The following is a 26425-nucleotide window of genomic DNA, read 5'->3' on the forward strand; positions in this document are numbered from 1 at the left end:
TTTGTTCAATGGTTGAGTATTATTAGAAATACCCAACCAATATCGAGCAGCTTAAGGTTTTTTCCCTTAGTTAACTATTCGCTAAAAAATTGCTTTAGACTAGGCGTTTTTATCATTACTAATCAAAACCACATTGTCTTCTTGAAGATCTAGTTCATCTAGCTTGTCAAGACTACTAAGCCCTTCATGATGTTCTTGTTTTTCTATAGTGTTATCTGATGGGTTGGTGATGCCCATAAACTTGCCGCCAGGCTCAATACTTAAATTGTCACTGTAAACGGTGCCACTAACGCGGCCGCAACTTAAAATTTCAATATAATTTGCGTGGCAGATACCTTCAAAATTGCCGTTAATGATCAAGCGTTCCGTGGTGATTTCGCCTTGAACATTGCCTGATGTGCTAATTTTAATTTGATTTTTTGCTTCAATCTGGCCTTCGACATTACCATCTACTTGTAGTTGGTTAGCGACTTTTATGTGCCCGTTAATTGTGCAGCCTTCTGCGATGAGAGTTGTAGTTGCTGACTGACTCTTAATTCTATTTTGCCCACCAAAGATTCCCATCGTATACCTCTTACACTTTCAAAAATTGTATCAAAATTATCTACATCCCAAACTATGAAGGGCTTGGGATCTAGTGCTCGTCCAATGAACCGTATTTCATAATGTAGGTGAGGTCCTGAGGTTAATCCGCTGTTACCTGAATAACCGATTAAATCGCCTTTTTTAATGAAATCGCCTTTGTTAACCGCAAACTTACTCATATGAGAGTAAGAGCTAGAAAATCCATATCCATGTAATAAGCGCAAGAAATTGCCTGACCCTTCATTACTGGGTCTGGTTACTTCGACTGTTCCATCTGCTGGCGCATAAATTGGCGTTCCTGTATTTACCGCAAAGTCTTGGCCTCGATGAAATTTCATTATGCCAATAACAGGATGTTGTCGCTCTCCATAGCCAGAAGAGGTTCTTGCATCTTTTACTGGTGGCCCACTTGGGATCTGAGTCAGCATCGCAATTCGCAATGACGAGTTCATCGCCGCCGTGTCTAAACGTGATTCAAGCTCGACATTATCTTGATTATCCATGCCTAGAACTTTTTCTAAATCATTTAGTCGATCAGAGACCACTTGCATTCGTTCTTCTCGTTCAGATAAATCCTGTTCCAAGCTTAGTTTTAGTGCTGTAAGCGAGGTGATTTCTTTGGTTAAAGAAGAGGACTTATTTTCTAGTTCGAGCAATTTTAGCTTTGAATATTCGGCATCGCTAATTAAGTAGTAAATGATTCCTGCGGTAAGTAGGATCGCAAGAAAAATAATGTAGCTAATAAATTTGAATGTATGACGTGTTCTTTTGCCGAAACTAAAATGCTTTGTTCCATCAACTGAAGAAATGGATACTGTTATATTGTCTTTCATTGTTTTACTTTTTTACCGACATCATAATTCAATGCTTAGATATACAGCATAGTATCCATATTTGTAAACTTTTGTATATCAAAGTGGCCTTTTTATACTCAAATAATGCTGATTTGGCCAAATAGATGAACTTTTGAAGATTAGATTTATGGCTGTCACTTTATAGAAAAGAATGCCCCGTAACGGCTATTATTTTAGGCCTTGAGGCTTTGCCCTAGGTAGAAGGTTTTTCAACCTAGGGCAAATCGTATTTTAACGGTTTGCTTTGCGAACGTAATTTAAGATTGAAACGGGTACGACTTTTCTTACAGGAAAGCCTGCAATCTCTTTGCGGTCGATAATGTGCTTTAGTCGGCTTTCAATAGCGCAAAGGTTTTTAAAGTCACCCATGGCAACAAAGGATATAGCTTCACCAGAAGCACCAGCACGACCTGTTCTGCCAATGCGGTGAATGTATTCTTCTGGTTTGAACGGCAAGTCATAATTGACCACGCGACTTAATGAACCGATATCCAAACCACGTGCAGCAACGCCCGTTGCAACTAAATATTTTAGCTCACCAGATTTGAATTGAGCCAAAATCTTTTCGCGCATGGCTTGGCTTCTATCACCATGAATACAATCGGCGACTATTCCTCGTTTGGCTAGCTGATCGACAAGCTTAGCTGCACCGTGTTTTTTCTCGATAAATATAAGTGCTTGATCCCACTTTTGCTCGTTAATCAAATGGCTCAATAAGGCAGATTTAGTGTCTTTATCAACGGTAATTAACCATTGTTTGATACTTGCGGCCGCGCGGACATTAGGTGAAATAGATATTTCAGCCGCTAGATCGGTCATCTTGCTGTCTGAAAAATCAAACGCTAGAGCGCGAACATCGTCGGTCATGGTTGCCGAAAATAAAAGGTTTTGACGATTTTCAGGTAGGCGTTCCATGATTTTGTTGATATCGCCAACAAAGCCCATATCTACCATTCTGTCTGCTTCGTCCAATACCATGACTTTAAGTTCATCAAAATGCAGCGCACGTTGATGAGCTAAATCGAGCAATCTGCCTGGAGTGGCGACCAGAATATCTACGCCTTCTATTAAACGTTCTTTTTGTGCTTCAGTATCCACACCACCATACACGGCCATAGAGGTTAGCTTAGTGTGTTTAGCGTATTGAGCAACACTGGCTTCAACCTGAACGGCTAACTCACGAGTCGGCACGAGAATCAGCACTCGAATGCGTTTGCCGCGTAATGTTCCGGCTTTAGTGAATCGTTCTAGCAAGGGCAGAACAAAAGCAGCAGTTTTGCCTGTTCCTGTTTGTGCAGTGGCGATTAAGTCTTTACCCGAAAGGATGATGGGAATCGCTTGTTTCTGGACTGGCGTAGGGGTTTTGTAACCTAATTCGGTAATAGCTTTAACAAGAGGACTGGATAATCCTAGTTTTGCAAATGGCATAAGGTGCTCTGACAGATTGTCGTAAGGTGTGTCGAAATAAAAAGATGATGCAGTATAACGTAAAAGCGGCCGTTCGTTGCTCAAATGTTGTAATTAGCTCTACAGGGCTAACAAAACACTTAGGTAACTTTGTGGCTGACATCCTAGCTGTCCAGTATTATCAAAGCAAAATTCGTCAACGTCAGACAAGTTGCTGGGGGATTTGCAAGCCATAGGGCATCAAAGGTGTGTAAGAGATTACTCATATAAAAGGCTGATGAATGTATTTGGCAACACTAAAATAGCAATGCAGTAAGAGCAAAGAATAGAAAAACGAAGCCACTTTTCTAGAGATAGATAAGTGGCTTTATGCTTATAGGAAAGAACAAAGAAGTGAGTTTTCTTATTCGTTTATGATAGAGGGTTAAGTGTCGATAAACGAGCATTAAACAAAGAAGCTCTTTTTGACATGTTATCAAGGACTTTAGCGCTTTTATGTTTGGCTAGAGGGCGTAAAACCATATAAATAAGTGCTTTTACTGTCATATCTCTAGGGCCAAATCCATCAACTAGCACTGGCGTTAAAGTGCCATCTGCATTTTTACGCATTAAGATATTTTGTATTCCGTCATCGTGTAGTAGAACACCGTATTTGAACACTTTATCTTTTAAATCCGTTATATATGAAAGGGCTTGTCTTAACGTAATAGTTCGCTCTTCCATATAATCTTCAAGGCTTTTTGAAACACTTCCATCATGGTCAAGAACGATTTTTGTGACCACGCCTTTGCCAAGATTAGTTTCTACAGTTCCTGCAAAATTAGTGATGAAGTCTAAGCTTTGTTTGTAGTGCTTTTTGTAGAATACGACCTCAGTAATATTTCTGTCTTTCTCTGGGTTGTGATTTATCTTGATACATAGCTCTTGATTATTAGGGTGTCGATAAACCGTACGACAGCTTCCTTCAGCGAGATAGTATTTATCGCTTAGATTTATATCCATATGCCCAGCTATTTAATTAGTGATCGTTGATATTGCTCATCTTTACTTATGTTGAATAGGTATTGATGAGAGTAATAAGGGACGGTAGTAGAAGAGGTAATTAGGTAAAAACTTCGTTGCAAACTCACTGCATCCACTTGATAAAGCATTATTTTTTTATTGTAACGTAAAGATAATGTAATAATTTGTGCTGGCACTAAGAGTTCATGTGTTTTCACTTTTCTTTGATTTTTTTCATATTTTTTTCACTTTTTTAAATAGCTTATGTTGGCTTAAAAAAGGCAGGCAAGTGCAGAATTAATTTGGGAAGTGACCATTGTCAGGTGGTTAGGAACATTTCAGATAGGGTTGGTAGGAGTTGGATACGAGAAATATTTTAAATTATTAGGGTGGCTCAATGTATAGAGCCACACTTATCTTTACTGTCCTTTGTATCCTTATGAGTGCGTGGTTGATAAAAGCTCGTCAGAAAGCATAATGTCTAGTTCTTCCACCTGATAATGTTGCCTGTTATGCGTCTTGATAAGTTTGTTTGTAAAAGTACTGAGTTGACCAGAAAGGAAGCGATTCAATACATTCATTCGGGTGAGGTTTGCGTCAATGGTGAAGTAGTGACAAGCGAAGCGACTCAAGTGCATGAAAACAATACGGTACTCTTGAAGGGTGATAGGCTAAAAGCGCGCGATTTTCGCTATATTTTAATGAATAAGCCAGCTGGTACTGTGTGCTCGAATATCGATGAAGTGTATCCGTCTGTGTTCAATTATTTAGACGTTGATAAAGCTTCTGAGCTACATATTGCGGGGCGTTTGGATGCGGATACAACTGGTCTGGTGCTAATTACCGATGATGGGCGTTGGTCTTTTAATATCACACTGCCAACGAACGATTGCCGCAAAGTCTATCGAGTTCAGTTGTCTCAAGCCATTCCTGCAGAACGGAGTAGCGACCTTGTCACTCAGTTCAAACAAGGGCTGCAACTCCAAGGTGAGCAAGGTTTAACTCGTCCCGCCAAATTAGACATTATTACTCCAAAAGAAGTACTTTTAACCATCACCGAAGGCAAGTTTCATCAGGTTAAGCGCATGTTTTCAGCCGTTGGCAATAGAGTGGTTGGTTTGCATCGAGAGAAAATAGGCGAGGTTTGCCTTGATCTTGATGTCGGACAATGGCGTTATTTATCTAAGAATGAAGTAGAGTCTTTTAATAATAATTAAAATTCATCGAGGTTAGGTTATGACAGCAAAACGAATATTATTTACAGGTGGATCGGGAAAAGCAGGCAAGCATGCCGTTGCGTATCTTATTGATCAGGGATATCGAGTACTTAATGTAGACTTGACGCCACTGGATCATCCTAAGGTCGATAACCTGATTGCGGACATTACCGATTCTGGTCAGATGTTCAATGCAATGAGCTCGTATGCTGGTTTTGATGAATTAGAGCCTGGTACAGGCGTGCCAACATTTGACGCTGTGGTGCATTTCGCCGCGGTGCCTAGAATCCTGATCAATCCAGATAATGAAACCTTTCGAGTGAATACCATTGGTACTTACAACGTTATTGAAGCTGCGGTAAAGCTTGGTATTAAGAAAGTAATTATTGCGTCGTCAGAGACCACTTATGGTATTTGTTTTTCTGATGGGCAAACCAATCCGCATTCTTTGCCATTAGAAGAAGATTACGATGTTGATCCTATGGACAGCTACGGTTTGTCTAAAGTAGTTAACGAGAAAACAGCACGTAGTTTTCAGCGTCGTTCAGGAATTGATATTTACGCGCTGCGCATTGGTAATGTGATTGAGCCTCATGAATACGCTGAATTGTTTCCACATTATTTTAAACACCCTGAAGTGCGTCGCCGAAATGCTTTTTGCTATATCGATGCTCGTGATCTTGGGCAAATTGTTGATTTATGTTTGCAAAAAGATGGCTTAGGTTTCCAAGTGTTCAATGCTGGCAACGACGATAATGGCGCGATTATTCCGACTAAAAAATTAGCAGAACGCTTTTTTCCAGATGTGCCATTTACTCGAGAAATGGGTGAGCACGAGGCTTTGTTCTCAAACCGTAAGATCCGTGATGTTCTGGGTTTTAAAGAGCAACATAATTGGCGTAAGTATGTGAGCGTTTCTGGTGAGTAAAATTTAGAGAAAAAATCTTAAAACATTGATCCTATCTCATTAGGCTAAGAAAACGTGCGCTGGCTTACAAAAAAACGGCTTCTGTTGCAGAAGCCGTTTTTTTGTAGCAGAGGGTTTACTGTTTAAAATGGGTAAAGGGGTTGTGATATCTCTAGTTCTTTTTTGGTGCGATATGTTGTTTACAAATGGTGCGCTTTGATTTTTTGATTTATATACATGATTTATAAGTATTTAATTGGTTGATTTACATCTCTTATAATTAGCAAAGTCAAGAGTGAAAAATTGTATTGTTCCATAATAAAGCATGAAAAATCTGTTGCTTTGACAAGATAATTCTTCTGTTTTCTGCAAGTTTTCTGGTTTATTCCATGTATAACGCTTTAAAAAATTAGTAGCATTGACCGTTTTTCAAACAAATAAACAGGTCAATATTACGATTTTAAGTATTTTCCATATAATCTATGGCACCAATTTAGAGCGATAGATTATTTGTCTTGGTTGTTGAATTTGTTAACTATTGATGATGAATATGCTCAGTTAAGCATCGAGAGCATGAGCTGTACCCGCCTTTCTTCTCATACAACGGTAAGTATCGTCACAAAATTACTTAGTGAAATAGTGTGATTGAAACGTTTAGAAAGTACCCATGCCTTTATTATTCGATGATTAACAAAATGGAAGTAATATTTTGACTATTAAACAGGAACCGAAATTTTATGACTTATGTCCATCAAACCATTTCTGATTTGAAGCGTACTAGTCCTGCTCAATCTGAGTTTTATCAAGCCGTGGAAGAGGTGCTGGATTCACTTGAGCCCGTATTGGAAGGTAATGATCGTTATCAAAAGCAAGCAATAATACAGCGTATTGTTGAGCCTGAACGTCAAATTATGTTTCGTGTTCCTTGGGTAGATGACAAGGGAAACATTCAAGTCAATAAAGGGTATCGTGTTGAGTTTAACTCTGCACTTGGACCCTATAAAGGCGGTTTACGGTTTCATCCTAGTGTAAATGCCAGCATCATTAAATTTTTAGGCTTTGAGCAAATTTTTAAAAATGCACTAACGGGGTTGCCTATTGGCGGCGGTAAAGGTGGCGCTAACTTTGATCCTAAAGGCCGTTCTGATGGCGAAATTATGCGTTTTTGCCAGTCATTTATGACCGAGTTATATAGACATATTGGCCCAACAACGGATGTTCCTGCAGGTGATATCGGTGTTGGTGCGCGAGAAATTGGTTATATGTTTGGACAATATAAACGTTTGACTGGCCGCTACGAAGGGGTACTGACGGGGAAAAGTTTGCTTTGGGGCGGCTCATTAGTTCGTAAGGAAGCAACTGGCTACGGTGCAGTGTATTTTGCTCAGTACATGCTAGAGGCCCGTGGAGACCTTTTAAAAGGTAAAAAATGCCTTATTTCAGGTGCTGGTAATGTAGCTATTTACACGATTGAAAAGCTATATCAGCTTGGTGCGATACCTGTTAGTTGTTCAGATTCACGTGGCACTATTTATCATGACAAAGGTATCGATCTTGATTTATTAAAAGAATTGAAAGAAGTACGTAGCGCAAGCTTGGTAGAGTATTTACAAAAACATAGTGATGCTCAATATATTCCAGCGTCTGATTATCCTGCGAATGGTCATGCCGTATGGCGTTTTAAGGCGGATGCTGCTTTTCCTTGTGCTACACAGAATGAACTTACTTTAGAAGACGCTCAGGCATTATTGTCCAATGGGTGCGTTGTTGTGAGTGAGGGGGCGAATATGCCGTCTACTCAAGCGGCAGCTGATGCCTTTATTGATGCAAAAATTGCTTATGGCCCAGGTAAAGCTGCGAATGCTGGTGGTGTAGCGACTAGTCAGTTAGAAATGGCGCAAAATGCAAGTATGCAAAATTGGACGTTCGAGCAGGTAGATGAAAAGTTGAAAGTGATTATGAAAAATATTTTCAATGCAGCTAATGATACTGCTACAGAGTTTGGTCAACCTGGTAATCTTGTTTTAGGTGCTAATATTGCTAGTTTTAGGCGTGTTGCTGAGGCCATGATTGAGCAGGGTATCGTATAACTTTGTTATAATCATAATATAAAAAACGGCTTCTGTTGTAGAAGCCGTTGATGTGTTTCAGGACGAAACAATTAGGTCTGTCGTTAGCTTAAGTGATGGACTGGCTCCATACCATATACCGATGTATCTATTCCTTCCATGCGTGCTTTTATTTGCAATGATAGATACTGAGAGTAGTGTCTTGATTGATGCAAATTGCCGCCATGGAACCATAGTGCTTCTTGATGAGTTGGTTTCCACATGTTGCGAAGTTCTCCTTCCCATGGACCAGGATCTTTTGCTGTGTTCGATCCCATGCCCCAGCATTTACCCACTTTGTCAGCGACGTCTTGGGAGATAATTTTTGCCGCCCAGCCGTTCATAGATCCGAACCCTGTGGCGTATACGATTAAATCCGCTTCTAGTTCAGTACCATCCGTAAGCACCACAGATTTTGGTTTAATGCTCTTAATAGAAACACCGGATTTAAGCTTAATGTCTCCATTGGCGACAAGCTCTGAAGCACCCACATCAATGTAATAGCCTGAGCCACGGCGAAGGTATTTCATAAATAGACCAGAGCCATCTTCGCCAAAATCTAGTAGAAATCCAGCATCGGTTAAGCGTTGGTAGAAGTCTTTATCTTTTTCAGCAACTGCTTGGTAAGCTGGAATATGGAATTGTGGCATCACCTGAAAAGGGATGGATGCGAAGGTTAAATCCGCTTTATAGGTGGTCATGCCATTTTCGACGGCTTCTTCTGAATATAAGCCGCCTAGGATGAGCTCCATCAATGAATCAGATTTGATGATATGAGTGGATGAGCGCTGGATCATAGTGACATCAGCATCGTTTTCCCACAGGGCACAGCAGATATCATGGGCTGAGTTGTTGCCACCAAGGACGATGCATTTTTTGCCTTTATAGGCTTCCCCGCCAGGATGTTGGCTAGAGTGGTGTTGCTCTCCTTCAAAAGTATCCATTCCAGGTATGTTGGGCATGTTAGGTATGCCAGACATGCCTGTTGCTAGTATGAGTTGCTTAGGACGAAGGGTGAGTTTCTCTCCACTTTTATCAATAGTTACCCGCCATTCTTGTTTCTCTTCGTCAAATTCCGCATGTGTACAGCGTGTAGACCCCCAATAATTGATCTCCATGACTTTAGTGTACATCTCTAACCAATCACCAACTTTGTCTTTTGGAGTGAAGACTGGCCAGTTTTCTGGGAAGGGAAGGTAAGGCATGTGGTCATACCAAATAGGATCGTGTAATGAGAGTGATTTATAACGATTGCGCCATGTGTCGCCCGGTTTTGGTAGGGCATCAATCACTATAGTGGGAACATCCAGTTGACGCAGGCGAGCCGCGAGACCTATGCCGCCTTGTCCTCCGCCGATAATCAGGCAATAAGGTTGTTCTGTATAACCTAGGGTGGCTTCTTCGTGCTGGCGTTTTTCAAGCCACGTTTGGCGGTTTTTATTGGCTCCATGTTCAGCGCCTTTTGGACGAAGTTTGTTTCGTTTTTCAGGGTAGTCTTTAAGCTCCGTCATTGTTGTTAGGAAGGTCCAAACAAGACCGTTACGCAATCGTAAATATGCACGTCCTCTAGCAACGGCAGTTTCAAAGGTAATCCAAGCGTCAATCACACCGTCTGTTTCAGTGGCATCTTCTTCTAATTGCCAGTTAGTCGGACAAACACGTTTTATGGTGTCAGCGATCATGTCGCTAATGGCAGTGCGACCTTCAAGGGTTTTAATGTTCCAGGTGAAGGATATTAAGTCACGCCAATACCCATTTTCTTCAAACAGTACCGCAGCATCAGTTGGGGTATTTGAGCTAAGCGTGTTCGAAAGTTTTTCTAGCCAATCCATAACGGCTATGTTGGGTTGATGCATTGTATTTAGTGAAGATGTTTTTTTTGAAGGATCCGTCATAAGTAACTCCAATGTAGATTATTATTTTTATTACTACCCTAATACCAAGTTCATATGCTTGGTTTCATTTGAACTATATTGGTACTGAAGATGGAGCAGTATGCGTGCCAACAGATCGCCACGGATATTTTTTTGTTATAACTTTTTGATTTATATCGTATATTTTTTTAAAAGTAAGATTGATTAAATGATAATGTATTTCGTATTCGTTACACCTGTAATGCTTTTTTGTACAAGTGTAACGTCCAGTGTTCGCCTTTTAACTAAGTAGAGACGGGGAAGTTTGAGATGTTGATCTTGAGCTGGGCGATGAATCAGAATTGGGTAAAGAAGTATAGAAAGCCTGATTCTTCACGAGTAGACTGCTAGTAATCTAAAAATAAAAATAATAGCCAGGAGCAAAGAGTCTGTATGAATAATACAAGTCAGCAACGTCGGCATATTGATGCAATACTTAGCTACAGTGGCCGTCAAGCCTTAGGTAAGCATTATTCTCCCCATGAGTTAATTGGGCGTTCTTGGCAGCGATGCCTTAATGAATATGGTTTAGACCCCAGTCAACCAAGACCAGCTCGCATTGTGACGCATCAGATTCTTCGTGAGCATCAAGATTCGGTGGATGAATTTTTGAATGTTGCGCGTGCTGGCGTTGAGCAACTTTATACGCAAATAGCAGGCTTGGGTTATGTCTTATTACTGAGTGATTATCGAGGCATTACAGTTCAGTTTTTAGGAAGTAAAAATGACGATGAACGCTTGCATAGAGCGGGTCTGTATTTAGGCGCGGACTGGAGTGAGCAATATGCAGGTACTTGTGCGGTAGGTACTTGTATTCAAGAGCAACAGGCTTTAACTTGTCATCGTGTCGATCATTTTGATAGCTCCCATATTGGTTTGACCTGCACAGCCGCACCAATTAAAGACCCATCTGGCCAGTTATTGGCGGTGTTGGATATTTCCGCGCTTGATTCATCACGAACACCGGATAGTCAAAATTTTGCTTTGCACTTAACTCAGCTTTACGCTCGATTAATAGAGGATGCGTATTTTTTGAGGCGATATCGGCACAGCTTGATTTTTAAGTGCGATCAGTCTCGTGAATTGGTTCAAGTAAATGGGCAGTGTTTATTTGCATTAAATGAAGATGGTGAGGTATTGGCTGCAAACACCGCTGGCCGTAGTTTATTATCGCAATGTCATATTATTGATCTGCCAACGGTATCCTTACCTACATTGTTAGAATGCCAATGGCGGGATATTGTCTCTATTAATTACGAAAGTAAAGATGGTATCCGAGCTTTTCGTTTATCGGGAACACAGCAAACCTTGTTTGGAATGTTGATAGAGCCCGCCACAAATGTGCCTTATCAGCCTCAACTTTCACAAATACTGGCTACTCAAGAAGAGTCTGTTTTTCAACTTGATGGATTGAGTGCGGATGATCCAGCCATGCGTAAAACGATTAGTCTGGCAAAACGGCTACGTCATCGAGATATGAATCTACTGATTTTAGGTGACACAGGCACTGGGAAAGAGGTGTTAGCACAAGCGATTCATGACTCAAGCCATCGTGCACAGAAACCTTATATAGCTGTTAATTGTGCTGCGATTCCTGAATCTTTAATTGAAAGCGAGCTTTTTGGCTATGCGCCTGGAACCTTTACTGGTGGGCGTGCAAAAGGGGCAAAGGGATTAATTCAGCAGGCGAGTGGTGGCACTCTTTTTCTCGATGAGATTGGGGATATGCCCCTACATTTGCAAACCCGTTTACTCCGCGTATTGGCTGAAGGGCAAGTTATGCCGTTAGGCGCTCTCCAAGCGGTTGATGTGGATGTTCGTGTGTTAGCGGCCACACATTGCAATCTCGCTCAACTCATTAAAGAGGGGCGTTTCAGAGAAGATTTATTTTATCGACTTAATGGCGCTACATTAAATCTGCCCACTCTTAAAGCACGTGCTGATAAACCATATCTCATTCAAATGCTATTAAAGAAAATTAATCCAGTAGTGAGATTAAGAGCCGACGCGATGAGCGCACTTTTAGCCCATGAATGGCCAGGTAATATCCGCCAACTTGTTAATACATTAACCTTTGCTGATGCCATCTGTGAAACTGATGAAATTTCTATACAGCACCTCCCCGAAGAGTTTTTTATCCATCAAAATGGATTGGTTGAACCATTCATTCCGCTTCATCCAATTACAACTACTTATGTTAATTGTCAGGAGTCTTCTACTGACGATTCTGAGCAACAATTTTTATTAAATTTATTACGACAGCAGCGTTGGAATATATCCGCTGTTGCCAAACAATTGGGTGTGTCACGACCCACGATATATCGTCGTATGACAAAGCATCAAATAGTTCAGCCAAAGAATAGGTAATTACTAATGTAAAAAGTTACTGTGAAACATTGCTGTAAAAAAATACGGTGAGAATTTAAGCCTTGATTCCACATCCCTGACTTATGATGACTTTTCTTTTGAGTGAATTACTGAAGAAAAGGAAGATTTAGCCGTTATTATTCTATAGTAGAAGTGATTTTTCTGGGAAAGATATGAAGGATTCTTTCTTCATCTCAGTTTTTCATAGCAATGTCGCAGGGTATTTTTATGATTAGTATTGAACAAATGGCTATTGTATTAGATACATTACCAGACCCTGCATTTATCCTGTCGCGCAGTGGTAAATATATCGCCGTGTTTGGTGGGCGTGATGCTCGTTATTACCATAGCAGTGATGGGCTTGTTGGTTTGCGTATTACCGATATTGTTGAAAATGAGAAGGCTGATTGGTTTCTTGAGCAAATTGAGTTGGCACTAGACTCAGGTCAGCTGTTAATCAAAGAATATGAACTGAACAGTCTAGATATTAATATAGAGTCTATAGATGGACCGAAGCATTCTCTTTGGTTTGAAGGCCGTATTCAGAGGCTCGATTTTTTGGTTGACGGCGAGGCTGTCGTATTGTGGGTCGCCAGTAACATTTCAGAGCGGCACGAGCTGGAAATTAAGCTGAGAACACTTAGTGATACAGATCAGCTCACAGGACTTTTCAATCGAAGGAAACTTGAGCGAGATCTAGCTCTTCATTACGATGCGTTCGAGCGGTATGCTGTCCCAGCGTCTATTTTGATGTTTGACCTTGATAACCTTAAAAAAATAAATGATACCTTGGGTCATTACTCCGGTGATGAAATTATCAGGACGATAGGTGATATTTGTCGATCAGAACTCAGAAAAACTGACATTGCGTGTCGCTTTGGCGGTGATGAATTTGTTATTGGTTTGCCAAATATCAATTTGAAAGATGCGGTGACGTTTGCTAATCGACTACGAAAGCATTTCAAGTTGGAGTTGAACCGATTTTCTACTGAGGATATACCTATTAGTATTAGCATAGGTGTCGTGACTATGGAGCCTGCGGATCGATCTTATGAGGAGACATTGAGACGTGCTGACGATGCTTTGTATGAGGCAAAAAGAAGTGGCAAAGATCAGGTAAGATTGGGTTAATATCCTTTTAGGCATCGAAGACTAAGTAGTATTCGTGCTCTGTTCAGTTGATGATTAAATATTTTATGAAAAACGGCTTCTGTTGCAGAAGCCGTTTTTCGTTTAAGCATTAGAAATATTAGTTTTGCTTATTTTTAGTGTTAAGCAAAGCGTTTTTCTAGGTAGCTGATGATCTGTGAAGATTCGTACATCCATTCCACTTTTCCATCTTTCTCAATACGCAGGCAAGGCACTTTTACTTTACCGCCGCCTTCAAGTAACTCAGTACGGTGAGCTGAACCTTCTGGTGCGTTACGCTTTTCAATAGGTAGGTTTAGCTTGTACATGGCTCTGCGTGTTTTAGTGCAAAATGGGCAGGCGGCGAATTGATAAAGCGAAAAATCTTTAAGTTCTTGATTAATCTCTTGTTGCTTTTCTGGTGTGCGCTTTTTCTTAGATCCGCGGGTAATAAGATCAACAGCTATGATGATGTAGCCTAGAAGGTTACGGATGAGATTTATCAATAATTTCATGCAGGACGCTCGCTTGTTCTCAGAACTAAATGAATAAGAGTAATGTCAGTGCGCGCCATTCTAGCGGTAAAGTGTTAATGATTTAAGGGCTAGAGATAAATGTTTTTAATTTGTGCTCTGGTATGTGTCATTATCAAGCGCTATTCGCTGAATTTATAATCCTTTGGAGTAAGTATGAATAATAAAATTATAGGTATTATTTTAGTTATCGCTGGTGCTGCTTTGGCTGTATGGGGTTACAACATTTACGATGCGGCTAGCTCTCAAGTAACTCGTGCCTTAAGCGGTGAAACGCCAGTAGAAGCTTGGGTCGGCATGGTCGGTGGTATTGTTTGTGTATTAGTTGGTCTAACAAGACTGAAATAAGTGCTGATTTTGTAGAATAGTGTGAGATGAAAATAGAGGTTGAAGATTTCATGGAAAAAAGAAACAAAGTGTATTTGGATAGCTTTCTCCATTCTTTACCTCTAGAAGTTGCCGAAAAATACACTTCGTTTAGTGCAGGTTACTACTGTGCCGATGAGTACAATGCCAACATTTGTGCCGATTTGATTATGCGTGGTGAAAAACAGGCATCTTGCAGTATGAAACATTGGTACAGCTATGAAGGTGAAGCTATGCCAGAGGTTGGTCACTTACTAGTTGTGACCAATTGGGATGGTAAGCCTGTGTGCATTGTGGAAATTACTTCTGTTACAGAGTGTCGATATTGTGATGTTAGTGCTGAATTTGCCGCAGCAGAAGGTGAGGGTGATAAAACCTTGGCTTGGTGGCGTGAAGCGCACTGGGCGTTTTTATCCGCGGAGTGCGAGGAATTAGATATTGAGCCAACGGAAGATATGTTACTGGTGTTAGAGCGCTTTAAGGTTGTTTATCAATAGGGAAATATTAATAAGTTGGCCTTTTCGCGCTTAGCTTTGAGTTAATCCCAGTTTATCTCAGCAAGTGATTCAAAGCTTGGGCGAGCAAAATAGTAACCTTGGAACAGATGGATGCCCATGTCTTGTAAAACTTGGTATTCGGCTTTTGTTTCGACCCCTTCAGCGACAATTATCATATTCAGTTCGTTAAACAGGTTTACCAAATTTCGTACGATGATTTGGCGCTTTTTGTCTTGGTCTATGTTCTTGATTAACGCTATATCAATTTTTGTGATATCTGTTCTAAGGTCGGCAAGTTGGTTTAAACCGTTGAACCCTGAGCCAAAGTCATCTGTAGCGGTTAAAAAACCTTGTTGCTGATAATGCTGGATGATTGACTCTAAGTGTTTGCTGTCCGTAATTTGTTCGTTTTCAGTGAATTCGAAAATGATCTTTTCTTTTGGAAATTGATATTCTTCCGCTGCGTTTAGCGTGGTTCGAATACAAAGTTCTGGCTTGTAAACCGCATTAGGTAAGAAGTTAATACTAAGAAAGCAGTGTTTATGGACTTCTAGCTCTGCTGCAAGTTTTATGGCTTTCACTCGACAACTTTGATCAAAACGATAGCGATTGGTTTCATTGACGTTTTGAAAAACCTGAAATGCACTTTCTTGATTTAAGCCACGAACAAGCGCTTCTTGTGCGAAAACGGTTTTGGTTTGGCTATTAATAATCGGCTGAAACGCCATAGTGAAGTCGAAGCCTAAGTCACATCCAGTTGAACATTCTGCGCAGCCTAGTTTTCGGAAGTCCTTCTGTTTCATGTTGCGACTCTCTTGTTTAATACTTGGGTATGTAGGGAATAGATAGATGTTTCTTATACATATAATCCCCTATCACAATGATTTCTATGGAGTATTAAACAATAGAGCTTTCGTTGGTAATTTACCAGTGATGCGTCATTTCTTTCAAAGATTTGCTATCGTGTGGGTTTTATTCCATCTTTCTTCGGTGGATGTTATTGAAGCATTTGATGGCGATGATTTTAATAGGTGATTGTTTATGAAGATTTTAATGTTCCTTGGTACCGTTAGAGACAGTACACCGCCGCGGCCTGCTCGTTTAGGTGAAAGGGTAGCGAAAGCATGCTTAGCGTCTTTTTCATCTCAGCATGGCGATCATGAAATAGAGTTGGTAGACGCTTTAGATTATCCGTTAGAACCGATTTTTAAGCCTCATTTTTCCTATTCGAAAAGTCAGGTTCCATCTGAATTGGATGAGCTAGCTAAGAAAATAGCCTCCGCTGATGGTTATATAATGGTAAGTCCAGAATACAACCATTCAATGAGTCCTGCATTGGCGAACTTACTGAATCATTTTGGTAGCTCTTTGTTTTCATACAAGCCAAGTGCCATAGTGACTTATTCAGCAGGCCAATGGGGTGGCATGCGAGCGGCAATCGGCATGCGAACCTTTTTGTCAGAGCTAGGCTGTTTGCCAGTATCATCTATGATTCATGTTCCAAAAGCGCAAAATATCTTTTCTGAAGACGGAGGTTTGCTAGAGGGCGAAGACCAATCTGAATGGTTTGGATACTTTGGGCGTACGTTTAACCAATTGATTTGGTGGGCTCAGGCAGCGGTGAATCACAAAACGCACATTGATCCTCAAGATATGATTCGGGCCTTCACAAGAGATCCTTCCCAAAGAAATGCGCCTTAGTTTGGCTTAAACGAAAACGTTAAGTCGTTTGGAAGCAAGCAATTTGCTATTAATCCTGTCCTTAATAATTCCTTAATTAATAAGCGCTATTGTTTGGGTAATAAACATTGAGAGATCTCACCATGGATTTTGCCCAAAAAGCGTTAAAGCGAGTTGCCGTTTCAGGTTTGATCATCAGTATTGTTGCTGGTGCTGCAGGATGGAAAATCGCCAAAGAAAGCGCAGAGCAAGAAACGGTTAATTTGGCTTTAGAGGTCTCTCAAAGTATCGTTTCGCATTTTGATATAGTGAATGCTTCCATTGATAATCTCGCGGTAAGGGCGCAGCAAGCGACTGATAATCTAGTGTTAGATTGGTTTGATATAGCGGAGCTTTATGACAAGGATGGGGTCAAGATTTCTGAGTCCATTACTGCAGCGGGTGAATTAATAGAAACCGCTTTACCTCATCATGAAAAGCCAAGTTATCAGCAAGCGTCTTATCAAAGTTTGACTTTAAATGACGGTAATTGGGCGTTAAGAACTTTCGTACCTATAAAAAATAATGGGCATATTTGGGGGTATTTGGAAGGTGTTCGAATGGTGCCGGAATGGCAACGTGCAGATATTCGTAACTTCTCATTGTTGCTTGCATTAATTTCCGCGGGAGCTGCATGGTTATGTGCTCTGGTAATTTATCCGCTAATTTTGATCTTGAACAAAGAAAATCAGCATTATATTGAAAAAATTAAACAATCCAATATAGACATGATGTATGCCATGGGGAAAGCCATTGCTTTACGAGATTCTGATACGGGTGCGCATAATTACCGTGTAGCGTGGATAGCATCAGAATTGGCTGAAGCTTATGGCCTAGATAATGAAGCTATGAAAGCGCTGATATTAGGAAGCTATCTCCATGATATAGGTAAAATTGCTATATCAGACAAGATTTTACTTAAACCTGGAAAACTGTCAGAAGATGAGATGGCAGTAATGAAAACCCATGTTCAAGAGGGGGTGGTAATGGTCGATGGTATTGCTTGGTTAAGTGATGCAAAAACTGTAATAGAGGCGCATCATGAAAAGTGGGACGGTAGTGGTTATCCTCATCGTTTAGTTGGTAAAGCCATTCCGATCAGCGCTCGTATATTTGCTATAGCGGATGTTTTTGACGCTTTGTGCTCTAAACGCCCATATAAAGAACCATTCAGTTACGATAAAGCCTTGTCGATTATTCAGGAGAGCCAAGGATCTCATTTTGATCCGTCTCTTGTTGCGCTGTTTGAAGGATTAGCAAAAGGATTTTATAGCACTATCTCTATTGCCGATGAAGCATCGTGTCGTACTTTAATGTCTAACAAAATCGATAAATATTTCTACAACACCAAATAAACCAAATATTATTCCAATGCTTAGTAAGGCTAAGACTTTGACATCTATTTGTAATCTCACTGAGATATATATGTCTTTTTCAGTGATTCTCGCTTGAATATTATTTTTAAGGATTTTTTCCAATTGGAGTATTCGATTAGTTGGTAATCGAATCAAAGTCGAATCCTTTCATTTTTTCAGAATGTCTTAATTCTTGAAAGCTAAACTGAAACATAGAAATTCTTCGGCTATTCCTAAAGTGATTCGTCAGACAAATTATTCATGTTGTTAAAATTCAACTGTTTATGTGGATTATTTCGTCAGTTTTATAATATCTTTAGATTATAGCTATCATTATTTTAGTACAAAAGAGCGTAATCTATACTTGAAAGAGTATGCTCTAGCTGATGTTTATTACGCGTATTTAGGAGAGGTGGCTAGCTTGATTAACATTATATTAAGTAATGAAAACAATGATGCCGAATTTACAAGTTTGTCTTAAGTGTGATTCATATCAATAACAGACTCTTCATAAAGTTTTAAAATAAAAAAGCAAGTTGAATTTTTACTATAATTTTATAGGCAAGCAAGATAAGCATAACCATTAAGCAAGGAAAAGCATGAATACTATTTTGTCAGCGTTACCAATTGTATTATTGATTTGGGTGATGACAAAGCGTAATCCCGTGCCTTCGCATATTGCTTTGCCTACTGTTGCGGTTCTAGTTGCCTTTATTCAGCTGGTGTTTTTTCAGGCGGATACAGGTCTGTTAAGTGCTAATGTAATCGCAGGGGCTTTGTCTGTATTGACACCTATTTCTATTGTCGCTGGTGCTATTTTATTAAATCGTGTGATGTTCTTTTCAGGCGCTGAGGCGGTGCTAAGTCAGTGGTTAAAAAGCATCAGCTCTAACAAAGTGGCTCAATTGATGATTATTGGTTGGGCTTTCGCTTTTATGATCGAAGGGGCATCTGGATTTGGTACTCCAGCAGCGATTGCTGCGCCTATATTGGTTGGTTTGGGGTTTCCTGCTATCCCCGTGGCTATTTTTGCCTTAGCGATGAACACTGTACCTGTGTCTTTTGGCGCGGTGGGAACACCAATCTGGTTTGGTTTGTCAGGGCTGTCGCTATCCGAAATGCAGCTTATGGAAATAGCTAAACAAACAGCGTTACTTAATAGTCTTGCTGCTTTAGTTGTCCCTTTTATCGCTCTGTCTTTTGTAGTGAAATGGCGCGATATTCGTCAAAATGTCTTATTTATTTTACTAAGTATCCTTTCCTGTACAGTTCCTTATGTTGTGTTTGCTCAATGGAATTATGAGTTTCCTTCATTAATAGGCGGTGCTGTTGGCTTGGGATTAAGTGTATTGTTGGCAAAACAGGGTGTTGGGTTAAATAAATCTGCAACTACAGAATTGTCCGATAAGGTCATAGAAGTAAAAACTATCATGAAGGTTTTTTTACCTTTTGCTTTGCTTATTGCCATTTTAGTTGTAACGCGCATTCCTCAATTGGGCGTGAAGGCATTACTTAATGATATGACGCCATGGTTCACTTGGCATGTCGGTGACGCTGGTTTTGAGGTGAGTCAGGCCTTGGTGTTTAGCATTAACAATATTTTGGGCATGGACGTAAATTGGCAATATAAAAGTCTCTATGTTCCAGCTGTGATTCCTTTTCTTATAGTCTCATTGATTTGTATCCCTTTGTTTGGTATGTCACGCGTGCTTGTTGTGACATCTTTACGAGATACTGGTCGGCGTTTATTTTTGCCTATGTTGTCCCTAATTGGCGCATTGGTGATGGTTAATTTGATGATGCAAGGCGGAAGCCAAGCTCCAATGTTGTTATTAGCTCAAGCATTTTCAGGATTACTGGGCGATAGTTGGGGTTATGCGGCGGCGCTACTTGGGGCGCTCGGATCTTTTTTTTCAGGGTCGGCAACCGTGTCAAACTTAACTTTTGGTGGTATTCAATTAGGTATTGCAGAGAAGGTCGGTTTGCCTGTTAGCCTTGTACTTGCTTTGCAATCTGCTGGTGCAGCCATGGGTAATATGGTGTGCATTAATAATATTATTGCAGTATCAACAATCTTAGGTGTGAGTAATAAAGAAGGGTTTATCATTAAGCGAACTATTATTCCGCTGTTTGCCTACGCGTTGGTGGCGGCATTGTTTTCTATCGTCAGTTTGGCTTTATAAAAAATAGCCAGATGAGATTGATGTCATCTGGCTATTTTTTATGTTGTTACAAAGAAATTATTAAGGTTCAGCTTTGATAAGTATCGGCTACTAAATATCGACTACGCTTTTGCTGAGTCTGATGTTGGTTGGGCTGAATAAATATCTTGGTCCAGTTCATTTTCGCTTTTCGCAACGAGAGTTGAGACCATCAAGTCGCCACAAACGTTTACTGTTGTGCGAGCCATGTCTAGGATTCTGTCTATACCAGCAATGATGGCTAGGCCTTCGATTGGTAAACCAACAGTTGTTAGAACCAAAGACAGCATGATCATACCAGCACCTGGAACACCCGCTGTACCAATGGATGCTAGTGTAGACGTAGCGATAATGACAATGTAGTCAGAAAATTCTAGGTCAACACCAAATGCCTGTGCGATAAACAAAGCGCAAACGCCCTGATAAAGTGCCGTACCATCCATGTTTATTGTTGCGCCCAAAGGTAAAACAAAACTAGAAATACCTTTTGATACACCTAGTTCTTCTCGAGCCGCTTTAATACTTGCTGGTAATGTACCTGAGCTACTTGTGGTGGTGAACGCAACCGCAGCGGGTGTAGCAATGCCTTTTAGATAAGGGATTGGGTTAAGGCGTCCTAATAGACTGATCAAGCCACTGTAAAAAACCACGACGTGTATAATGCTACCAAGATAAACCACGGCAACGACTTTAATCAGCGGTAGTAGAATCTCTAGGCCATATTTTCCCGCTACCCAAGCCATTAAACCGAATACGCCGTAAGGTGCCAGTTTCATTACTAGACCGGTTAGCGTGTACATAGCTTCCGCAAGACTTTCAAATACTGCGATGGCTGGTTTGCCTTTCTCACCAGACAGAGTTAACGCAATTCCTAAACCAAGTGCAAAGACTATGATTTGTAGAATGTTGCCAGCAGCAAGCGCATCAACAGGGTTAGTTGGGATCATGTTTAGCAGCGTTTGCACTAATGTTGGGGCTTCTTTTGTCGCTTGAGAGACCGTAGAAGCGTCCATATTCAAACCGGCGCCAGGGCTAAAAATAGTTCCTAAACCTAGGCCGATAGTAATAGCAACAGCGGTTGTTCCTAAATACAACACTATGGATTTCAATCCCACTCGACCCATTTTTCGAGTGTCTTGCATAGAAGTAACGCCAACTACCAAGGAGCAAAACACCAAGGGAACAATGAGCATTTTAATGGCTTTAATAAATAAGGTGCCAAGCGGTTTCAGTATTTCTGCGTCTGGCCCCATGATAGAACCGGTTATTATACCAAGAACCATACCAATTAAGATTTTTTGCCAAAGTGGCATTTTGCCCCAAAAGGTTGTTTTTTTTGTTGTTTGAGTATCTGTCATCTTAATGCCTTTTTATTTGTTATTTGTCAGGGGAATTAACGCTTAATACGTCGAGCTTGAGGTCGAATCATATTGGCCGGTTTAAGCACCTCGTTGATATCGTCTTCGCTCATTAGTTGCTCGTCACGAATTAAGTCTAAAACTCCACGTCCTGTGGCAAGTGCTGTCTTAGCGATACGGCTGGCATTGTCGTAGCCGATATAAGGAACAACGGCAGTAATAACGCCGATGCTTTGGTCAACCAGCTGTTGGCAGTGCTCTTTGTTTGCGGTGATACCGATGACACAGCGCGTTGTTAACATGTCCATGGCTTGTTTCAGCATGCGCATAGATTCCAGTACGTTATAGGCAATAAGTGGCTCCATTGCATTGAGCTGAAGTTGACCTGCTTCTGCGGCCATAGTGATGGCCATATCATTACCGATAACTTGATAAGCTACTTGGCTAACAGCTTCTGGAATAACAGGATTGATTTTGCCCGGCATGATAGAACTGCCAGGTTGTTGTGGTGGAAGGTTTATTTCGTTAAGTCCACAGCGAGGCCCCATGCTTAAAAGGCGTAAATCGTTTGATATTTTCGATAGCTTGATTGCAAGGCGCTTAAGCATGGAAGAGAACAAAACGAACGCGCCCATGTCAGAGCTGGCTTCAACTAAATCGAATGCAGGAATTAGTTGGAAACCGCTGATATTAGATAAGTTTTTTACTGCTATAGCAGCATATTCTGGATCTGTGTTGATCCCTGTGCCTATCGCAGTGCCACCAAGGTTCACCTCTTTGAGTAGCTCTGACAGGCCGGCAATACGATCGATGTCTTCTGTCAGCGTCGAAGCAAAAGACTGAAACTCTTGACCTAAAGTCATAGGAACTGCGTCTTGTAATTGGGTTCGTCCCATCTTGATAATGTCGGCAAACTCCACAGACTTAGCTTTAAATGCATCGCGTAATGAGGCGAGGGCCGTCACTAAATCACCGTGTTTGAGCAAAATAGCCAATCGAACGGCAGTCGGGTAAGCGTCATTGGTAGATTGTGACATGTTGACATGATTGTTCGGGTGAAGGTGTTGGTATTCGCCTTTTTCATAACCGAGTTTTTCAAGTGCAATATTAGCAATGACTTCGTTAGCATTCATGTTGGTTGATGTGCCAGCGCCGCCTTGGATCATATCGACAATAAATTGGTCGTGAAAATGTCCTTGTCTGATTTCTGCGACGGCGTCAATAATAGCGTGATAGCGATCGTCGTCTAAAAGACCTAAGCTTCGGTTTGCGCCAGCACAAGCCGATTTCACCATGCTGATGGCAACAACAAGCTCAGGGAAATGGTGAAGCGGTATGCCGCTGAGATCAAAGTTCAAACAGGCGCGTTGTGTTTGAATGCCATAGTATGCGTTAGCTGGAACATTACTTTCGCCAAGTAGATCGTGTTCGGAGCGAACGGCTTCGGTGGAGATTTGTATCATGATGCTCTCGTTTATTGTTGTTTTACATGGGGTTTTGTAATAGATAAAAGCAACCATTGTGCCAATTGGATGTATTTCATTTAACTCATTGATTTAATTTATAAATTTATTAAACTCGTTGGGTTTCTTTAAATCTGAAGGGGTATGCCAAGGGAATAGTTAAATTGTCAAAATATGGATTAAAAATGTTTTATATCAATGTCTTAAGTGAGTAATAACTGTGGTTATAACTATAACCACAGTTATATGGGTTGCTTTTGGGAGGCTTAGCTGATTTTTTATTTAAGCGTTTACTTAGCGCAGGTTGAGACACGCCTATGAGGCGAGATGCGAGGGATTGATTGCCCTGTGCTCGTTTCATCGCTTCTTCTACTAGTAGATCATTAATTTCTTGCATGGATGGTAATGGTTGTTCGGCTGGAAAGAACACTCGTGCGTTACTGTTTTCTAGATTTGCTTGTAATAGTGAAGGGTTTTCTTTCGTCAACACGTGACGAAATGTCTCCATCGAGAGAACTTTAGATTGATGACGGCTTACGGCATCATAAACGAGTGCTTTTAACTCTCTTATATTGCCCGGCCACTGGTAATTGGCTAATAAAACGGGGAGCTCTTTGGGAATAGTTGGTTTGTTTTTGCCCATTTCTTCTGCTGCTTGTGTTAGGAAAAAGTCTAGCAATAAGGGTAAATCATTGACCCGACGACGTAAGGGTGGGATCTCAACATGGTGAATTTTCAAGCGATAGTATAGGTCTTTTCGAAAAGCGCCAGATGCTTGTTTATCCGTGAGGTTTTGATGGGTTGCAGCGACTACTCTGGCGCGCAGACGTTTAGGTCGGTCACTGCCTAATGGGTAATATTCACCCTCTTGTAATAGGCGCAATAATTTGACCTGTGATGTAGGGCTTAAATCGCCAATTTCATCCAAAAACAAAGTGCCTCCCGTGGCTTGTTCAATCATGCCTGGGCGAGCGCTATCCGCTCCTGTGAAAGCGCCACGGCGGTGACCAAATAATGTGTCCGAAAAAACGTTGTCGTCTAATCCAGCGACATTGACACTCACCAAAGGCCCGGTGTTGTTACTTAAGTCATGAATGGCTTGAGCAATTTGCTCTTTGCCTACACCACTTTCGCCGGTAATCAGAACTGGCTGTTGGCTAGACGCAATTGATTCAAGGTACTGAAAGACAGCATGCATGCCTTTGTCTTGAGTAATGATACTGGCGAATACATTAGGTTGTTCTAGTGTATTGGTTAGTACATGGCGACGTAGGGCTTGATTTTCGACATGCATTTCTTGCATACGTACAGCACGTTTTATGCCTTCGATTAAGCGGCGTTCTTCGGTTGTTTTGACATAATAATCAAAGGCGCCAAGTCGAATACAGTCTAAAGCGATCTCTAGCTGGTTTAAGCCGCTAATGACAATAACATTAATGTCTGGATACTCCGTTACTATTTTCTGTAGTAGCTTATCACCTGAAATATGAGGCATGGTCATGTCTAGTAGGACGATGCCAATTGGGTGCTCCGCAATCATAGACATGGCGTTACGACTGTCATGGCAATGGTATAAGTGGCTGAATCCTGCTTTACGTTCTAATGCAATGCTCATGCTGCGTAAGAAGGCTTCTTCGTCATCCACCAGTAAAATACCGAATTGTGGGTAAAGGTTTTTTTGCATACAAGAACTCCTAACAGAGACTTTTACAGGATGTCACGAATGAAGCTAAGCAACTGAAAAGGTCAAAATAGCTTTAGTGCCATGCTTGGGGATAGACTCATAAACCAGACTGCCACCGTGTTCTTGGACGATTTTACTGGATATAGAGAGACCAAGGCCAGTACCACCATCTTCTCGTCGAGTGGTAAAAAAAGGATCGCATAATCGATTTATATTATGCGGCTCTATACCTTTACCTTGATCCCAAACTTCTAAACACAGGTGGTTTTCGTCTTTGAGAAAAGTTCGAATATTAATGGCTTGATTAGATGATTCCAAAGCCTGACACGCATTTACTATAAGGTTAATAATAACTTGCTCAATTTTCTGAGCGCTGCCATAAAAGCTCGGCAGCGGACGGGTATATTCCACATTGAATTGATCACAGCTTTGACGAATGGTTTTGTCTACTAGACGAATTGCGACTTCTAGGGTTTCATTAAGATCTATCTGTTCTTTCCAATTATCTGGTGTTTCACGGGCAAAGTCTTTGAGATCGTTAACGATACGACGAATTTTTTGTGTACCTATTAACATATCTTGCAGCATAGAAGGGATCTCATCGCGCATCCTGCTGTATTCGAGCCCAGCAATATAAAAATCGCCATGTTCTTGATAATGGGCTTCGAGGATATCTTCGGCATCATCATAAAATTCTTGTATTACTGGCAGATTTAATAAGAGTAGGCTGCTGGGATTATTTATTTCATGGGCAACCCCTGATACTAAAATGCCTAATGACGCCATTTTATCCGCTTGCATTAGCTGTTTTTGCTGTTGCTTTAACTCGTTGGTACGACGACTTACTTCACGGGTTAGCATGCGGTTCCAGATGACAATACCGCCTAAAATCACCAACAATATTCCAGAAATACTGCCGGTAATTAGTCCGATCTTTTTCCATGGGAAGCCGTCTTGCTCTAATGGGCCTAGCCATTTATCGTAAATTTCCTGCTGGCGGCCAGTATTTTTAAGAATGGCAAGACCTTCGCTAAATTGAGCGAGAAGGTCTCTATTGCCTTTCATTACGGCATAACCATATTGCTTGGCACCAAAAGGGCGGCCAACAGGAATGATGTTAGATAGCGCCAGTTCCTTACCAAGATATAGCCCGGGTAAGTTGGCGACCAGTGCATAATCGTATTTGCCTGACGAAAGTAAACGTAGTGCTGCAGAGTGGGTGTCGACCAGAATCAACTTGGCTTTGATATCGCTATGAAGAAAAAAGTCATGCATGACGCCGCCGCGTTGGACAATCAGCTCTTTGCCTGTAAGTTCGTTCAAATCACTTACTTTAGCGGTCCCCTTACGAGCAAAAATAGATTGGTGGACTAACGCATGTGGCGGCGAAAAATTGTAATTGTCGGTTCGCCCTGTTGAATAGGCCATGCCTTGTAAAACATCTAGTTTGCCTTGTTCTAAGCGGCTACGAATATCATCCCAGCTGCCCAGTTGTATATCGACCTCAATCCCCATAACTTCGGCAATGGCGCGAGTTAATTCAGTGTTGTACCCATCCGGTTTACCATTTTCATTAATAAACTCATAAGGTGGGTAATTTAGATCGCCACCCACGTGAATCGGAGCGTCTGCTAGAGTGATACTCGCCGTGCATAAGCCGATAAAAAGTAAGAAAGATTGGTAAATAGATGGCATTGCGTTGATTTTAATAGACATGTCGGTAAATTGTATTTTTTAGAATATTTAAATCATAACATGCTT

At 41.0% G+C, this 26425-nt stretch carries 21 protein-coding genes; 10 read left to right on the forward strand and 11 right to left on the reverse strand.

All coding sequences use genetic code 11. The features are described from left to right. Positions 1 to 99: 99 nt before the first annotated feature. The 4 genes from BUA59_RS17010 to BUA59_RS17025 all read right to left on the reverse strand — a co-directional run bounded on the left by BUA59_RS17010 (position 100) and on the right by BUA59_RS17025 (position 3848). Positions 100 to 564 (reverse strand): bactofilin family protein, encoded by a 465-nt coding sequence (locus BUA59_RS17010; protein WP_072840880.1) that lies wholly within the window; start codon positions 562 to 564, stop codon positions 100 to 102. Beyond that, positions 474 to 1418 carry a M23 family metallopeptidase gene (locus BUA59_RS17015; RefSeq protein ID WP_072840881.1) on the reverse strand — a complete coding sequence of 315 codons (945 nt, stop codon included), beginning with the start codon at positions 1416 to 1418 and terminating at the stop codon, positions 474 to 476. Before BUA59_RS17015 ends, BUA59_RS17010 begins: the two co-directional genes overlap by 91 nt. Before the next feature lie 252 nt (positions 1419 to 1670). Further along, the gene (locus BUA59_RS17020; protein WP_072840882.1) at positions 1671 to 2867 is read right to left on the reverse strand and encodes a DEAD/DEAH box helicase; all 1197 of its coding nucleotides are present in this window, start codon (positions 2865 to 2867) and stop codon (positions 1671 to 1673) included. Positions 2868 to 3257: 390 nt separating this feature from the next. Continuing rightward, positions 3258 to 3848 carry a YrbL family protein gene (locus BUA59_RS17025; RefSeq protein ID WP_072840883.1) on the reverse strand — a complete coding sequence of 197 codons (591 nt, stop codon included), beginning with the start codon at positions 3846 to 3848 and terminating at the stop codon, positions 3258 to 3260. A gap of 512 nt (positions 3849 to 4360) precedes the next feature. On the opposite strand from BUA59_RS17025, the gene BUA59_RS17030 reads away from it, so the two are divergent. The 3 genes from BUA59_RS17030 (at position 4361) to gdhA (ending at position 8062) form a co-directional block, all read left to right on the forward strand. Beyond that, a complete protein-coding gene (locus BUA59_RS17030) occupies positions 4361 to 5065 on the forward strand; it encodes a pseudouridine synthase (RefSeq protein ID WP_072840931.1) in 705 nt (234 codons plus the stop codon). Positions 5066 to 5084: 19 nt separating this feature from the next. Continuing rightward, positions 5085 to 5993 (forward strand): NAD-dependent epimerase/dehydratase family protein, encoded by a 909-nt coding sequence (locus BUA59_RS17035; RefSeq protein ID WP_072840884.1) that lies wholly within the window; start codon positions 5085 to 5087, stop codon positions 5991 to 5993. A gap of 716 nt (positions 5994 to 6709) precedes the next feature. Continuing rightward, a complete protein-coding gene (gene gdhA / locus BUA59_RS17040) occupies positions 6710 to 8062 on the forward strand; it encodes an NADP-specific glutamate dehydrogenase (protein WP_072840885.1) in 1353 nt (450 codons plus the stop codon). A gap of 83 nt (positions 8063 to 8145) precedes the next feature. Here gdhA and BUA59_RS17045 read toward each other — a convergent pair whose 3' ends face one another. Beyond that, the gene (locus BUA59_RS17045; protein ID WP_072840886.1) at positions 8146 to 9975 is read right to left on the reverse strand and encodes a flavin-containing monooxygenase; all 1830 of its coding nucleotides are present in this window, start codon (positions 9973 to 9975) and stop codon (positions 8146 to 8148) included. A 411-nt stretch (positions 9976 to 10386) separates the two neighbouring features. On the opposite strand from BUA59_RS17045, the gene BUA59_RS17050 reads away from it, so the two are divergent. Continuing rightward, positions 10387 to 12360 (forward strand): sigma-54-dependent Fis family transcriptional regulator, encoded by a 1974-nt coding sequence (locus BUA59_RS17050; RefSeq protein WP_072840887.1) that lies wholly within the window; start codon positions 10387 to 10389, stop codon positions 12358 to 12360. Positions 12361 to 12588: 228 nt separating this feature from the next. Beyond that, on the forward strand, positions 12589 to 13491 hold the full coding sequence (locus tag BUA59_RS17055; RefSeq protein WP_072840932.1) for a GGDEF domain-containing protein: 903 nt from the start codon (positions 12589 to 12591) through the stop codon (positions 13489 to 13491). A 140-nt stretch (positions 13492 to 13631) separates the two neighbouring features. Here the strand turns inward: BUA59_RS17055 and BUA59_RS17060 are convergent, their stop codons facing one another. Continuing rightward, positions 13632 to 14003 (reverse strand): glutathione S-transferase N-terminal domain-containing protein, encoded by a 372-nt coding sequence (locus BUA59_RS17060; RefSeq protein WP_072840888.1) that lies wholly within the window; start codon positions 14001 to 14003, stop codon positions 13632 to 13634. A gap of 174 nt (positions 14004 to 14177) precedes the next feature. Here BUA59_RS17060 and BUA59_RS17065 point away from each other — a divergent pair, with 174 nt between their 5' ends. Beyond that, the gene (locus BUA59_RS17065) at positions 14178 to 14369 is read left to right on the forward strand and encodes a DUF3185 family protein (RefSeq protein ID WP_012069603.1); all 192 of its coding nucleotides are present in this window, start codon (positions 14178 to 14180) and stop codon (positions 14367 to 14369) included. A gap of 50 nt (positions 14370 to 14419) precedes the next feature. Next, positions 14420 to 14884, forward strand: coding sequence for an ASCH domain-containing protein (locus tag BUA59_RS17070; RefSeq protein ID WP_072840933.1), 465 nt, complete (start codon positions 14420 to 14422; stop codon positions 14882 to 14884). 41 nt (positions 14885 to 14925) lie between these two features. On the opposite strand, the gene BUA59_RS17075 is transcribed toward BUA59_RS17070, so the two are convergent. Beyond that, positions 14926 to 15687: an EAL domain-containing protein gene (locus tag BUA59_RS17075; protein WP_072840889.1), complete on the reverse strand. Its 762-nt coding sequence runs from the start codon at positions 15685 to 15687 to the stop codon at positions 14926 to 14928. Between the two features lie 238 nt (positions 15688 to 15925). On the opposite strand from BUA59_RS17075, the gene BUA59_RS17085 reads away from it, so the two are divergent. The 3 genes from BUA59_RS17085 (at position 15926) to BUA59_RS17095 (ending at position 20141) form a co-directional block, all read left to right on the forward strand. Continuing rightward, positions 15926 to 16585 carry an NADPH-dependent FMN reductase gene (locus BUA59_RS17085; RefSeq protein WP_072840891.1) on the forward strand — a complete coding sequence of 220 codons (660 nt, stop codon included), beginning with the start codon at positions 15926 to 15928 and terminating at the stop codon, positions 16583 to 16585. Between the two features lie 122 nt (positions 16586 to 16707). After that, entirely contained in the window at positions 16708 to 17958 is a 1251-nt protein-coding gene (locus BUA59_RS17090; protein ID WP_072840892.1) for an HD-GYP domain-containing protein, read from the forward strand. 599 nt (positions 17959 to 18557) lie between these two features. Beyond that, the gene (locus tag BUA59_RS17095; protein ID WP_072840893.1) at positions 18558 to 20141 is read left to right on the forward strand and encodes an L-lactate permease; all 1584 of its coding nucleotides are present in this window, start codon (positions 18558 to 18560) and stop codon (positions 20139 to 20141) included. Between the two features lie 101 nt (positions 20142 to 20242). Here BUA59_RS17095 and BUA59_RS17100 read toward each other — a convergent pair whose 3' ends face one another. The 4 genes from BUA59_RS17100 to BUA59_RS17115 all read right to left on the reverse strand — a co-directional run bounded on the left by BUA59_RS17100 (position 20243) and on the right by BUA59_RS17115 (position 26380). Beyond that, the gene (locus tag BUA59_RS17100; RefSeq protein ID WP_072840894.1) at positions 20243 to 21517 is read right to left on the reverse strand and encodes a dicarboxylate/amino acid:cation symporter; all 1275 of its coding nucleotides are present in this window, start codon (positions 21515 to 21517) and stop codon (positions 20243 to 20245) included. A 35-nt stretch (positions 21518 to 21552) separates the two neighbouring features. Beyond that, positions 21553 to 22980, reverse strand: coding sequence for an aspartate ammonia-lyase (locus BUA59_RS17105; RefSeq protein ID WP_072840895.1), 1428 nt, complete (start codon positions 22978 to 22980; stop codon positions 21553 to 21555). A gap of 190 nt (positions 22981 to 23170) precedes the next feature. Continuing rightward, complete coding sequence (locus BUA59_RS17110; RefSeq protein ID WP_245813174.1) at positions 23171 to 24664, reverse strand: sigma-54-dependent transcriptional regulator; 1494 nt, start codon at positions 24662 to 24664, stop codon at positions 23171 to 23173. Positions 24665 to 24709: 45 nt separating this feature from the next. After that, entirely contained in the window at positions 24710 to 26380 is a 1671-nt protein-coding gene (locus BUA59_RS17115) for a transporter substrate-binding domain-containing protein (RefSeq protein ID WP_072840896.1), read from the reverse strand. Positions 26381 to 26425: the final 45 nt, after the last annotated feature.

The sequence above is a fragment of the Marinomonas polaris DSM 16579 genome (genome assembly GCF_900129155.1).
In the GTDB taxonomy this organism is placed as follows: domain Bacteria; phylum Pseudomonadota; class Gammaproteobacteria; order Pseudomonadales; family Marinomonadaceae; genus Marinomonas; species Marinomonas polaris.